Annotated in this window: 14 protein-coding genes; 9 read left to right on the top strand and 5 right to left on the bottom strand. The window is 50.6% G+C overall.

What is annotated here, in order from left to right:
• Positions 1-47: 47 nt before the first annotated feature.
• The gene (locus CKQ54_RS15810) at positions 48-206 is read left to right on the top strand and encodes a YqaE/Pmp3 family membrane protein (RefSeq protein WP_015690040.1); all 159 of its coding nucleotides are present in this window, start codon (positions 48-50) and stop codon (positions 204-206) included.
• A 130-nt stretch (positions 207-336) separates the two neighbouring features.
• On the opposite strand, the gene CKQ54_RS15805 is transcribed toward CKQ54_RS15810, so the two are convergent.
• The 5 genes from CKQ54_RS15805 to fliD form a co-directional block, all read right to left on the bottom strand.
• Positions 337-513 carry a GhoT/OrtT family toxin gene (locus CKQ54_RS15805; protein ID WP_112291764.1) on the bottom strand — a complete coding sequence of 59 codons (177 nt, stop codon included), beginning with the start codon at positions 511-513 and terminating at the stop codon, positions 337-339.
• 119 nt (positions 514-632) lie between these two features.
• Complete coding sequence (locus CKQ54_RS15800; protein WP_120163028.1) at positions 633-1,487, bottom strand: helix-turn-helix transcriptional regulator; 855 nt, start codon at positions 1,485-1,487, stop codon at positions 633-635.
• A gap of 228 nt (positions 1,488-1,715) precedes the next feature.
• Positions 1,716-2,078, bottom strand: coding sequence for a flagella biosynthesis regulatory protein FliT (fliT, locus tag CKQ54_RS15795; RefSeq protein ID WP_112291762.1), 363 nt, complete (start codon positions 2,076-2,078; stop codon positions 1,716-1,718).
• Positions 2,053-2,490 carry a flagellar export chaperone FliS gene (fliS, locus tag CKQ54_RS15790; RefSeq protein WP_120163027.1) on the bottom strand — a complete coding sequence of 146 codons (438 nt, stop codon included), beginning with the start codon at positions 2,488-2,490 and terminating at the stop codon, positions 2,053-2,055. Before fliS ends, fliT begins: the two co-directional genes overlap by 26 nt.
• Positions 2,491-2,501: 11 nt before the next feature.
• Positions 2,502-3,932: a flagellar filament capping protein FliD gene (gene fliD, locus CKQ54_RS15785; protein WP_120163026.1), complete on the bottom strand. Its 1,431-nt coding sequence runs from the start codon at positions 3,930-3,932 to the stop codon at positions 2,502-2,504.
• 255 nt (positions 3,933-4,187) lie between these two features.
• Between fliD and CKQ54_RS15780 the strand changes: the two genes are divergently transcribed.
• The 8 genes from CKQ54_RS15780 to CKQ54_RS15745 all read left to right on the top strand — a co-directional run bounded on the left by CKQ54_RS15780 (position 4,188) and on the right by CKQ54_RS15745 (position 12,901).
• Complete coding sequence (locus CKQ54_RS15780) at positions 4,188-5,912, top strand: FliC/FljB family flagellin (protein WP_120163025.1); 1,725 nt, start codon at positions 4,188-4,190, stop codon at positions 5,910-5,912.
• A 306-nt stretch (positions 5,913-6,218) separates the two neighbouring features.
• Positions 6,219-6,941 carry an RNA polymerase sigma factor FliA gene (locus tag CKQ54_RS15775; RefSeq protein ID WP_112291754.1) on the top strand — a complete coding sequence of 241 codons (723 nt, stop codon included), beginning with the start codon at positions 6,219-6,221 and terminating at the stop codon, positions 6,939-6,941.
• Positions 6,942-6,995: 54 nt separating this feature from the next.
• Positions 6,996-7,502, top strand: coding sequence for a flagella biosynthesis regulatory protein FliZ (gene fliZ, locus CKQ54_RS15770; protein ID WP_095922218.1), 507 nt, complete (start codon positions 6,996-6,998; stop codon positions 7,500-7,502).
• A 169-nt stretch (positions 7,503-7,671) separates the two neighbouring features.
• Entirely contained in the window at positions 7,672-8,682 is a 1,011-nt protein-coding gene (locus tag CKQ54_RS15765) for a D-cysteine desulfhydrase (RefSeq protein WP_120163024.1), read from the top strand.
• 135 nt (positions 8,683-8,817) lie between these two features.
• The gene (gene tcyJ, locus CKQ54_RS15760; protein WP_120163023.1) at positions 8,818-9,618 is read left to right on the top strand and encodes a cystine ABC transporter substrate-binding protein; all 801 of its coding nucleotides are present in this window, start codon (positions 8,818-8,820) and stop codon (positions 9,616-9,618) included.
• 70 nt (positions 9,619-9,688) lie between these two features.
• Positions 9,689-10,357: a cystine ABC transporter permease gene (gene tcyL, locus CKQ54_RS15755; protein ID WP_112291747.1), complete on the top strand. Its 669-nt coding sequence runs from the start codon at positions 9,689-9,691 to the stop codon at positions 10,355-10,357.
• Positions 10,354-11,106, top strand: a complete 753-nt coding sequence (gene tcyN, locus CKQ54_RS15750) for an L-cystine ABC transporter ATP-binding protein TcyN (RefSeq protein ID WP_120163022.1) — start codon at positions 10,354-10,356, stop codon at positions 11,104-11,106. Before tcyL ends, tcyN begins: the two co-directional genes overlap by 4 nt.
• A gap of 91 nt (positions 11,107-11,197) precedes the next feature.
• Complete coding sequence (locus CKQ54_RS15745) at positions 11,198-12,901, top strand: chloride channel protein (RefSeq protein ID WP_120163021.1); 1,704 nt, start codon at positions 11,198-11,200, stop codon at positions 12,899-12,901.
• Positions 12,902-13,112 lie beyond the last annotated feature (211 nt).

The raw sequence follows: 13,112 nt of genomic DNA, 5'->3' as shown, positions 1-13,112 counted from the left end.
GGTCGATGGTCTATCATTAAGTTAATGATAACCAAAGGGAGATAAGTATGGGATTTTGGAGAGTGTTAATCACTATTCTGGTGCCGCCGCTGGGCGTGCTGATAGGTAATGGTTTTGGCGGTGCGTTTCTGCTGAACATCATTCTGACACTGTGTGGTTATCTGCCGGGCTTGATCCACGGCTTCTGGGTTCAGACACGTAAGTAATCGGCAGAACCCTAAAGATACAGCGTTTTGAACATAACCCGGTTTTGACCCTTACAGGTCAGGCCGGGTTTTCTTTTGGCCAATATCTAGAGGCACTATTCATCAGGCACTATGCATCAGGCACTATGCATCAGAACAGAGAGAACAACATCACCACGGGCAGGCTCATAGGCCAGGTGAAACCGATAATGCCGGAGGTTAACAATCTTATTTTAATCGTGTCACGGCTCACCAGAAGGGTAAACAATACCGCAATACCCAGTCCGCCCCAGTAAATCGTCTTAATAACTTCCCACCAAACGTGCACTACTGACCCCTGAATATGGATAAAAATGACGGCGGGTATGATATTCCGTTAACATCTGGTAATCAATTATTGTGTGATGTTACTCAAGGTTTTGTTGTGTGGCGCTTTGGTGTGAATTGTTATATTTCTTCGGTTGTGCCTTGCGTCTGCGCCGAAAGAGGGCGCAAATGTCCGCGAATGGCGGTCGGGGCGAAGCCAAAACGTTTACGAAAACGCTCCGCAAAACGTGAAGCACTTTCATAGCCGACCTGATGGGCAATATTCGAAATCGCCAGATCTGTACATTGCAAAAGCCGCAGGGCATGGGTCATGCGTACATCAATCATCAGATTTCTCAGGACACAATCTTCTGCCGCCAGACGTCTTCGCAGCATCACCTCGTTCATCATCAGATTTTCGGCCACTTCTGCCGCCGTAAATGATTTATGCAGATTATTGATCAGCAGTTCGCGCACCTGTTCTGTGACGGTTTCAGGGTGTTGCAGCGAATAACGCACGCCGAGCTGTGATAACCATAAGAGTTGTTCGATCATGCGGTGGCGGGTAATGGCTGCGGGCAGGCCGTGGTGCCAGAGAATGGCGCTGTGCGTGTCGGTAAAACTTTGTTTAAAGGCGGTGGGAATATGCGGAATAACCTGTAAGTTTTCGACAGAGATAAGCGGCGGACTAAAGCCGGTGGCATGCAGCCCGGCATCGGTGAGTAACTGATGATCCCACGCCATAATGGCGCTGCTGAACGGGCCGTTATCGGAAAGATGGTGTGTCAGGCTCAGGGTTTGTCCGCTGTTAAGAACCAGCATTTCGCCGGATTGCAGCGTAACCTGTTGTTCCTGATAGTTTATTGAAAGACTGCCATTCTGAACAAGGATCAACTGTGGCTTATTAATATAAACATCATGAATAAAAAGTTCACTGTGCTGAATAAGCAGTGAAATAGTTCCTATCCCTGGTGTCACTTTTATTTTACGAACCATGTTGATGATGCCCGAAAAAAGACGACCGCAATTTGTTGCTTGCTGCCTGATATAAAGTCCCGCTCATGCTGATACAACAAACAGGCTGCCGGATGGTACGGGTTTCACAAGAGAAGACCAGAGAGTGCCAGCCCTGGCAGCCAGGCGCTCTCTGCCTCTGAAAACTTTTGTACAAGAAATATTGAAAAGTAAAACCAACTTAACTTTAAATTTTTCAGGGATCAATAATTACTGGCGATCGCCAAATGCGATCGAACGGAGATCAATCTTTCCGTAAGTCATATTTACTTGTTGTTGTTTTGACGACTGCCCGATCAGCTCGGTGAGTTTTTTCATCCGCGCTTGTAATAACGTTTTAACCGTATTTTCATTATCCAGAATGATACGCAAATAACGGCGGATATCATTCTGAACCATGATCGATGTCTGTTCTGACATCGGTAATTTCGTCGTTGCTTCTACTGCTTTAACGTAACCGACTTCGAGCTCGACCAGCTCATCCCATTTCTCTTCATTCGCCAGCCGCAACATCTGCTCGCTTAAAGACAGGATCAGTTGATATTCATTAACCAGATACTGATGTTGATCCATTATATTGGTCCTGCGACGGGTGGTAGTTTGGGCCGATTTGCCGCCAGGCATCGGCGATGTTTTCAAGCAAGGCCAGCACTTCCGTGATGGCCTCTTGATCGTTGTGTAAATTGGCATGTAATAAACGACGGACCATATAGGAATAAAGCGCTTCCAGGTTATCCACTAATTCAGGATCGCCTTTCTCGCGACTTAATCCGGCTTTTAATCCGCTGTCGATAATGTTGATCGCCATAGACAGTGATTTGCCTTTTTCGGCAATGCTGTCTTGTTGCATAAAGATGCGTGCACGGATCAGGGCGCTGCGCGCCCCGTCGAATAACATCGTCACCAGCTGATAAGGTGTGGCGCTCATTACGCCACTTTCGAGGCCTACCTGAGCGTAGGCCTGAGTTCCTTTAGCGTTATACATAATCTGTTTCCTTACGAGCTTGAACTTGATGAGGACATGGCTTCGAACTGCTGCGTCAGATAAGTCGCGGTGCTGTTGAGCTTCTGAATCGAGACATCAAGCGCAGTGAATTGCGTTTTATAACGGGCGATGGTGTCGTTGATGCTGTCATTAACCGAGTTGTATTGCTTGGTCAGTTGTTTAAGGGTGTTATTTACAGAAGTTGAAGCATTAGCAATCGTGCCGGTGTTTGCATTCAGGAAATTGGCATTGAGATTACTGATGTTGGTCATGATGCCAGTTGTTTTTCCATCGCCCACCATCATAGTTTGGACGGCGCTGGTAGTGCTGGTGAGTGCAGTACTCAATTTTGTGCTGTCTATAACCAGCTTGCCGGTTGTCGGATCGCTGGTTATCCCAATACTTGCCAGAGTGTTGACAGAGTTAGAACCACTGGAAACGCCAATTGCTGATTTCAATTGTGTTTGAATTGAACGCAATGTGCTGTCGCCCAACAGAACACCATTCGAAGTATCTTGAGCATCCGAATTGACAGTAGTCGCGGTGTACTTCGTCAGGTTACTGAACGTATCTTGCAAGGAGTTATACGCATTAACAAAAGTGGTTATTGCCGTCGATGCTGTGCTGGTATCTTTCGCGATGGTCAGTGTTGCATCAGCGGTGGTAGTGCTGGCCAGATTCAGAGTAATGCCGTCTTGTATATCGCTTATGGTATTACTTTGGCGCTCCAAAGATATTCCATTAAACGTTAACTGCGCGTTAGCTGCCGGAGTGTTTTCGGTCATTGCACCTGTGTCATTGGAAGAGTCATAACCAATAATATTATTCAGCTGGTCATCACCCGTAACACTTAAAGTCATCTTTGAATCTGTACCGGTATTGTTAGCGCTTAGCACCAGCTTATAGCTGCTGTCAGAGACTTTTACGATACTGGCAGTGACGCCTCCGCCCGCTTTATTTATTGCGTCTCGTACGCCGGTCAAAGATGTCTGGCTGTCAGTAAGGCTGATGCTCAGTGGTTTACTTCCGTCACCCTGACTGATGGTCAGGGTCCTGGCGTTACCAGAAGTAGTACTGCCTAGCGCTGCAGTGTTACTTGTTTGTGAAGCAGAAATCAGAGACTGTGATGCAGCAAGCTGACCGACCGAAATAGTATATTTACCTGCGGCTGCACCGGTGGTGGTGGTTGCACTCAATGCAGTGGTATTGCTGGAGGTCGCTGTTGTAGTTCCATAAGTCTTGGCCGAACCTAATGCAGTTGCAGCATCTGCAAAGGTCTGTAGTGCGCTTTGCATTGTGCCGTAAGCCGTTAACTGGGCACTGTACTTTGTCTGAGCTGTGGTGATTGGCGTAAGACGCGCCTTTTCTGCGGTGGTCAGGTTATCCAGCAACGTGGACAGGTCCAAGCCTGAGCCGATACCTAATGAAGAGACAGTGGCCATATGTATCCTTTACTTGTGTTGTATAAGAGTCTTTAAGCCCTATCGGCACGACGGAGAAAAAGTTTAATGGAATGCAACAAAAAGTAATGGCGTGAATAGAAGGTATAAGGAAGGGTAATTCTCAAAGTAAGAAATCAGGATTTTTTGAGAAATAATTCTAAAGGTTGCGGGTGAAGCGCCGATACAAGTTTGGACGGTGATGAACGCCGTGGGCAATAAGCCCGAACCCTTAACCAGATTTGAAGGAATACACTCATGGCTCAAGTTATCAATACCAACACGCTGTCTCTGATGACTCAGAACAACATGAACAAATCCCAGTCCGCACTGAGCACCGCTATCGAGCGTCTGTCCTCCGGTCTGCGTATCAATAGCGCAAAAGACGATGCTGCTGGTCAGGCGATTGCTAACCGTTTCACTTCTAACATCAATGGCCTGACTCAGGCTTCACGTAACGCCAACGACGGTATCTCCGTTGCGCAGACCACTGAAGGTTCACTGAGCGAAATCAACAACAACTTACAACGTATCCGTGAGCTGTCTGTTCAGGCTGCTAACGGCACCAACTCTGCATCTGACCTGAGCTCAATCCAGGACGAAATCAGTTCCCGTCTGTCTGAAATCGACCGCGTATCTGGCCAGACTCAGTTCAACGGCGTGAACGTACTGGCTTCTGACCAGACCATGAAAATTCAGGTTGGCGCTAACGATGGCCAGACTATCTCCATCGACCTGCAGAAAATTGACTCTACGACTCTGGGTCTGAACGGTTTCAACGTTAACGGTTCTGGTACTATCGCTAACAAAGCAGCAACTGTGAGTGATATCAATGCTGCAGGGACAACGACCCCATCAGCAGACGGTACTTACGCGGTAACTACCAAGTTTGCCGCATTGTCTTCTAGCCAGGCTTTCGCCAAATTGAACACAGGTGATACCGTTGCAACAACAACTGCTGCCGGCACAACCACCTATACGTATGATGCAACTAAGGGTAATTTCACAACCACTGCAAATGTCGCTACTGCTGATGTGGGTACTTTTGCTGATACGCTGAAGCCAGTAACGGGCAGTACTGCCAATGGTACATACACTTCGGGTACTGGTTCTGTTGATTTCGTTGCTGATGCTAATGGTAACCTCACAGTTGGCGGTAAAGCAGCATATATTACTGCTGATGGCAGCCTGACTACTAACAACACCGGTACCGGTACCCCAACTCAAGCGACTCTTAATGCTCTCTATACAGCTGCTGATGCGAACACAACAAACGCTAGTTCAGTGAAGTTAGGTGACACGACCTATAACTTCGCAGGTAGTGCAGCAGGTCTTTCTTATACTAAAACCGTTAGTGCTGATTCTGTATTGTCTGATGTGAGTGGCGCTAACGCTGCTGGCACAGTTACAAACGCTAAGATCACCTACAACTCCGGTGTGCAGACTTATAGTGCCAACTTCGGTGGCGGTACCACAACTGCAGCAGATGCTGGCAAGTCAGCTGACACCTATGTTGATGGCGATGGCGATATGACAACAACTGCTGCTGTAACTGTTAATTACGCAGTTGATAAAGACACTGGGGCTGTGACCGTTGCTTCAAATGGTACTGGTGCTACCGGTAAATACGCGGAAACTGTGGGTTCAACTGCTTACGTTAGCAGCACCGGTAAACTGACTACCAATACCACCAGCACTGGCACTGCAACTGCAGATCCACTGGCCGCTCTGGATGCTGCAATCGCTAAAGTTGACAAATTCCGTTCATCTCTGGGTGCGGTTCAGAACCGTTTCGATTCTGCCATCACCAACCTGGCTAACACTACAACTAACCTGTCTTCTGCACAGAGCCGTATTCAGGATGCTGACTACGCAACTGAAGTTTCAGCAATGTCTAAAGCACAGATCCTGCAGCAGGCGGGTACTTCAGTATTGGCGAAAGCTAACCAGGTTCCTCAGTCTGTACTGTCCCTGCTGCAATAATTGTCTTCGCAGACAAATTACGCAGTCCGGTCATAAACAGCTTAAACCCCGCTTCGGCGGGGTTTTTTTTAACCAAAATTTACGATTCAGTGGGTTAAATGAAAACCATTCGCTGGTATAATTTAGGATAATCTTTATGTTGTGATGGTTTTTTATACCATCGTTCGCGCGTCGTGATGGGCAGTCAAAAACAGAATGTGCGAGACATAATCAAAATAACCGCGCTTTTCTGGCCTTATTCAGCCGATTGAACAGCAAATAGCACTGGCACAATGATACTGACCCTCAATTTGCCAGGTTACGACAGTGAGCGATCTGTATACCGCCGACGGCGTGATAGACAAAAATTCTTTGTGGCAGCGCTATGTTCCGCTCGTGCGCCATGAAGCCCTGCGTTTGCAGGTGCGGCTTCCCGCCAGCGTAGAGCTTGATGATCTACTGCAAGCGGGAGGGATCGGCCTGTTAAATGCGGTTGAGCGTTTTGATGCGATGCAGGGAACGGCGTTTACTACGTATGCCGTCCAGCGTATCCGCGGTGCAATGCTTGATGAGTTGCGCAGCCGCGACTGGGTACCACGCAGCGTCAGACGTAACGCGCGCGAAGTGTCTCAGGCGATGCATAGCGCAGAACAAAAATTAGGGCGACCACCGAGTGAAGGAGAGGTGGCGCAGACGCTGGATATTCCCATTGAGGAATACCGGCAAATATTAATGGACACGAACAGCAGCCAGTTGTTTTCATATGACGAGTGGCGTGAAGAGCACGGCGATACTGCCGAGGCATTGATGGAAGGGCACGAAGAGGCCAACCCGTTACATCATCTGTTGGAGGGCAATTTGCGCCACCGGGTGATGGAAGCTATCGATGCGTTACCAGAACGGGAAAAGATGGTACTTACGCTTTACTACCAGGAAGAGTTGAATTTAAAAGAGATCGGGGCGGTGCTGGATGTCGGGGAATCCCGGGTAAGCCAGCTCCACAGTCAGGCGATTAAGCGCTTGCGCACACGTCTGGCAAACGACCACTGATCCGCTTTTTCCTGGCCGGTTATACATTTTATATCCCTTATCAGGAATAAATTTATGCCAGCGGGAATCAAAACAAGGCCTTTAAGCCGTTATCTTAAAGATTTTAAACACAGTCAGACTCACTGCTCACAGTGTGCAAAAGAACTCGACAGGATGGCCTTGGTGTTTCGCGGGCAAATCATCAATAAAGAGGCCATCGCCAAGATGGATCAGCCTATTGATGATGACGTGTGGCACAACCTGTCGCAGGAACTGACCGCACTGTGTCGTTTTTGCAGTGAGATAAGCTGTAACAGCCATTCGTCTTATTTCGACATTATGGCGTTTAAGCAATATCTGTTCGAACAGACTGAGATGAATCACAGCACGGTGCGCGAGTACGTTGTCCGCCTCCGCCGTCTGGATGAAATCCTCTCTGCCAATAACTATCCTCTGGATAAACTTTCCGGGGATAGCATCCACCAGCGGATCATCAGTGATTTGCCGGTGGCGGGACACGATAACTACCGTATTGCCCTGCGCAAATACGACCAGTATCTGGCCTGGCAGAAATCTGCATAACGCAACACACAAACAGGCTCCTGCGGGGGCCTGTTTTTTTGTCTTGCATCCCGCTCTGCGCAAAGTATAAATTCTTCATATACTGACTTTATTACCATTCTCCAGACTCTACCCAACTTCGACTATAACGACTTCGCACGGCGACACGTCTGTGCGTCAGGGGAACATTGTGCCTGCTAAAATTTCTTTGCTTAAAACCCGGCTGGAAGCCTTTGACCGTCTCGAACTCTTAAGCAGCCCGACGCCGCTGGAGAAACTTCATCGTCTCTCGGAATTCACCGGACGCGATATTTACATTAAGCGCGACGACATCACGCCGCTGGCGCTGGGCGGCAACAAGCTGCGTAAGCTGGAATATCTGGCCGCCGCTGCGCTGGCAGAAGGCGCAGATACGCTGGTGACCGCCGGGGCCATTCAGTCTAACCATGTGCGTCAGACAGCGGCCGTTGCCGCCAAGCTGGGTCTGAAATGCGTGGCGCTGCTGGAAAACCCCATCGGCACCACAGAAGCCAATTATCTGACTAACGGTAACCGTCTGCTGCTGGATTTATTTAATGTGGAAGTGGTGATGTGCGACGCGCTGCATGATCCGATGGCGCAGCTGGCAGAACAGGCTGAACGTCTGGAAGCGCAGGGGTTCCGTCCGTACGTTGTGCCGGTCGGCGGCTCGAATGCGCTCGGTGCGCTGGGCTATGTGCAGTGCGCACTGGAAATCGCCGAGCAGTCTTCGGCCAATTTTGTTGATTTCAGCGCCGTCGTGGTGGCTTCCGGCAGTGCGGGAACTCACGCCGGGCTGGCGGTCGCACTGCATCATTTAATGCCTGACACGCAACTGATTGGCGTGACAGTGTCACGCAGTGCGCAGGATCAGCGTCCGAAAGTGGAAGCCATTGCCCGTGAACTGGCAACATCGCTTCAGTTTGATGACAATGCGCCGCCGGTTATTTTGTGGGATGAGTATTTTGCTCCGCGCTACGGTGAGCCGAACGAAGCCGGAATGGCAGCAGTAAAACTGCTTGCAGAGCAGGAAGCCATGCTGCTGGATCCGGTGTATACCGGCAAAGCGATGGCCGGATTGCTCGACGGCATCGAGCGTGGTTTGTTCCCGGATGAAGGCCCGATCCTGTTCATTCACACGGGTGGCGCACCGGCACTGTTTGCGTATCATCCGCAAGTTTGATCGCCTAAAATGCGCTTATGCTTTTTTGAGCTAAGATTATAGAATTATATTCCTGATAACTGATGCGACCGGTGCTACTGTGCGCAAATCAGTAAGGCATATAACTTTTTATAATGAACAATAATTGAGGTGAATATGGGTTTTTCAGCGTTACGTCGTCGTTTAGTCCTCGGGGCAGTGGCCGTGACATTATCCACCGGGCTTATCAGCAACAGCTTTGCGGATGAAGGTTTACTGAAGAAAGTCAAAGATCGCGGCACATTGATTGTCGGTCTTGAAGGTACGTATCCTCCGTTCAGTTTCCAGGGTGAAGACGGCAAACTGACCGGTTTTGAAGTGGATTTCGCTGATGCGCTGGCACAGCACATGGGCGTGAAAGCTAAACTGCAACCGACCAAATGGGACGGTATGCTGGCTTCACTGGAATCCAAGCGTATTGATGTGGTTATCAACCAGGTGACCATTTCTCCTGAGCGCCAGAAAAAATACGATTTCTCTACGCCATACACCGTGTCCGGTATTCAGGCGCTGGTGAAGAAGGGCGCAGAAAGCTCGATTACCAAACCTGAAGATCTGAAAGGCAAAAAAGTCGGCGTGGGTCTGGGTACTAACTACGAACAATGGCTGCGTGCAAACGTGCCAGGTGTTGATGTCCGTACTTATGATGATGACCCGACCAAATATCAGGATCTGCGCGTAGGCCGTATCAATGCGATTCTGGTTGACCGTCTGGCGGCACTGGATCTGGTGAAGAAAACCGGTGATACCCTGGCTGTTGCAGGCGCACCGTTCTCCCGTCAGGAATCCGGCGTAGCAATCCGTAAGGACAACCCTGAACTGCTGGCGGCAATCAACACGGCGATTGCTGAAATGCAGAAAGACGGCTCACTCGCGAAGATCTCTGAAAAGTGGTTTGGTGCTGACGTGACGAAGTAATATTCGTAAAACCGGAGCGTCAGACTGGCGTTCCGGCTCATTACGAACTGATCCATAAGGTTCTTACCTGATGCAAGAAAGTATTCAACTGGTGCTGGATTCAGCACCATTTTTATTGAAAGGTACCCTGTTTACCCTTCAGCTCAGTCTGGGCGGAATGGTCTTCGGGTTGATTCTGGGCTTCATCCTGGCGCTGATGCGCCTTTCGCATTTCTGGCCGCTGTCGTGGATATCGCGTTTTTACGTGTCCGTATTCCGTGGCACGCCGCTGATTGCTCAGCTGTTCATGATTTATTACGGCCTGCCGCAGTTCGGCATCGAGCTGGATCCTATTCCGGCGGCGATGATTGGCCTGTCTTTAAACACCGCGGCTTACACCTCTGAAACCCTGCGTGCGGCGATTTCGTCGATTGAAAAAGGGCAGTGGGAAGCGGCGGCAAGTATTGGTATGAGTCCGTGGCAGACGCTGCGCCGCGTGATTTTACCGCAGGCCGCGCGCACGGCACTTCCGCCGCTCGGCAACAGCTTTATCGGTCTGGTGAAAGATACTTCGCTTGCCGCCACCATTCAGGTACCGGAACTGTTCCGTCAGGCGCAGCTGGTTACTTCGCGCACGCTGGAAGTGTTCACCATGTATCTGGCCGCCTCCGTTATCTACTGGGTGCTGGCGACCGTTTTATCCTTCCTGCAAAACCGTCTGGAAGACCGGGTTAACCGTCAGGATCAGGAGCCTTCATGAGTACTATCGACGTAAAGCAACTGACTAAAAAGTTCAACAAGCAGACGGTGTTACACGGTATTGATTTGCAGGTGAATGCCGGAGAAGTGGTGGCGATTATCGGGCCGAGCGGTTCCGGTAAAACCACGTTACTGCGCAGTATTAATCTGCTGGAAGAGCCGGATGGCGGCACCATCAAAGTCGGCAATATTGAAATTGATGCCAGTAAGCCGATCAGCAAGCAAAAAGATAAAGTGCGTGAACTGCGCAAACAGGTCGGTTTTGTCTTCCAGAACTTCAATCTGTTCCCGCACCGCTCTGTGCTGGAAAACATTATTGAAGGGCCGGTGATTGTGAAGGGCGAGCCGAAAGAAAAGGCCATTGCTACCGCGCGTCAGTTACTGGAAAAGGTCGGATTAAATGGCAAAGAAAACGCCTATCCGCGACGCCTTTCCGGCGGTCAGCAGCAGCGTGTGGCTATTGCCCGCGCACTGGCGATGAACCCGGAAGTGATTTTGTTCGATGAACCGACCTCAGCGCTGGATCCGGAGCTGGTCGGCGAAGTGCTTAACACTATCCGCGCGCTGGCGCTCGAGCACCGCACCATGGTGATCGTGACCCATGAAATGAGCTTCGCCCGCGATGTCGCGGACCGGGCGATCTTTATGGATCAGGGCCGGATCGTGGAGCAGGGACCCGCGAAAGAGCTGTTCTCTAATCCGCAACACGCCCGCACAAAACAGTTCCTCGAGAAGTTTTTGGCTCACTAAAAAGCCTGGTCTGCTCCTTCCCCTGCGAAGGGGAGGAGTACGGCAAACCCAAAAGAGTTATTCGTTCCCCTTGTTCTCACGATGAGATCTTATGACGCTGAAAGCCCTTAATCCTGAATACCTGCAAAAGAGCGATCTGATAAATCTGCTGATTGCCATTCCTGCCGGGATTGTCGCTGCGCTGGTGACGATTGCGTTTCGCGGGGCCATTTCGGGTGTCAACGGCCTGATGTTCACGGACGGCAGTGACATCACCAAAGCTTTCAATGAATACCCGAAACTCATCTGGCCGCTGATCACCACCGCCGGTGGCGTGATTGCCGGTTTCATCCTGATCCTGGCGCTGCGTTATGAAAACAAACACGGCAAGATGCCCGATTATCTGGATGTGATTGATCAGCGTTTGCCGGGCATTCCGGTGGTCAGCACCGTGCTGCGCGGATTGTCGTCACTGGCCAGTATTGCCAGCGGCGGTTCTATCGGGCGGGAAGGGGCGATGGTGCAGCTTTCGGCGCTGAGCGGCAGTCTGCTCGGGCGTTTTTCGCGTTTTAAAGGCGTCCATCAGTCGGATATTATCGCGATGGCCGCAGCGGGCGGACTGGCGGCGGTGTATCACGCCCCGTTTGCCGGTGCGCTGTTTGTGGCAGAAATCGCCTTCGGCGTGACCGCCGTGCAGCGGCTGATCCCGCTGTTCATTTCGGCCTCGGTCGCAGTGCTTACCGTGAGGTCGCTGACGGATTACGCGCCGCTTTATCTTTATTCCTCGGTCTCTTTCAGCCCGTCTTTGGGCGCGATTTTCACCGTGCTGATTATCGGTGTCGCGACGGGGATCCTCGGGCCATTATTCATTTCGTCTATTGATAAAGTCCGTCAGTGGATGAAACCCATTTCTCATCCCGCGCTGCGTCTCGGGCTGGGCGGACTGGGCGTCGGGCTGGTGGCAATGATTTCGCCGCTGGTGCTTGGTAACGGTTTTGAAGTCATCGATTTAATTCTCAACGATGGCGATTTACAGACGTCGTTGCTGGTGCTGCTGATCCTGAAAATTCTCGCGACGGCGATCACCATCGGTTCCGGTGCGGTGGGCGGATTGTTTACGCCATCGTTACTGATTGGTGCGGCGGGCGGGGCGCTGGTCTGTACTTTCCTGCAATGGCTGGGATTTGATCCCGGTCCGGTCGGGCTTTACGCCGCCATTGGCATGAGTGCGCTGCTGGCGGCGACCAGTCACGCGCCGCTGATGTCGATCATGATGGCGTTCGAAATGACCCTCAACAGTTCGCTGCTGTTCCCGCTGATGCTGGCGACGGCGATCTCTTATGTGGTTGCCTCACGTCTTAAAGTCGGCGGAACCTATCCGGTGCTGACACGGCATAATGCGCGGTTTGCGGCGAAAAATGCCTTTGAATACAGCACGGTGGCCTCGCTGATTTCACCGTGTTCGAAAATGTACGTTGATGCCTCGCTGTCTGAAGTGGTCAGCGAAGGGCTGAAACAGCGCACGCGTTATGTGTACGTGGTGGATCGGGAAGAGCGTTTTCTCGGCGTGGTGCCGACTAACGTGGTGGCGGCTGGTCTTATTGATGGCAGCGTGAAATCCGACAGCCCGATGGACTCTTTTATCGAGCAGGAGTTCACCACAATTTTCCAGCAGGCCAGCTACGAGCAGGCGTGGGCGATGTTCAGCAACTCGCCGCTCGAACGTCTTCCGGTGCTGGAAGATGCCGAATCGCGGCGGTTACTGGGCGTGATCACCAAAGCCTCATTGCTGAATAAAGCCAAAGATTTCCTCTGATTAATAGCCGGTTTGCTCAATGGAAACCGGCTGCTTTCTGAAATACCCCTCATTTTCCATATCCTTTCTCCCTGCGTTAAACGCCTTACCCGTTTTAAAATTAAATATTGTAAATCAATAAGATGGCGACTCCATTGCTAATACCTCTTTGGGGGTATTTATCGTTATGTAAAAAAATACACGACGAAGCGGCCTTGATCGCAATCAAGTA

The organism is Rahnella variigena (assembly GCF_003610915.1).
Taxonomy (GTDB): domain Bacteria; phylum Pseudomonadota; class Gammaproteobacteria; order Enterobacterales; family Enterobacteriaceae; genus Rahnella; species Rahnella variigena.
The sequence above is the reverse complement of the archived record's forward strand: the minus strand, read 5'-3'. Positions and strand labels throughout refer to the sequence as shown.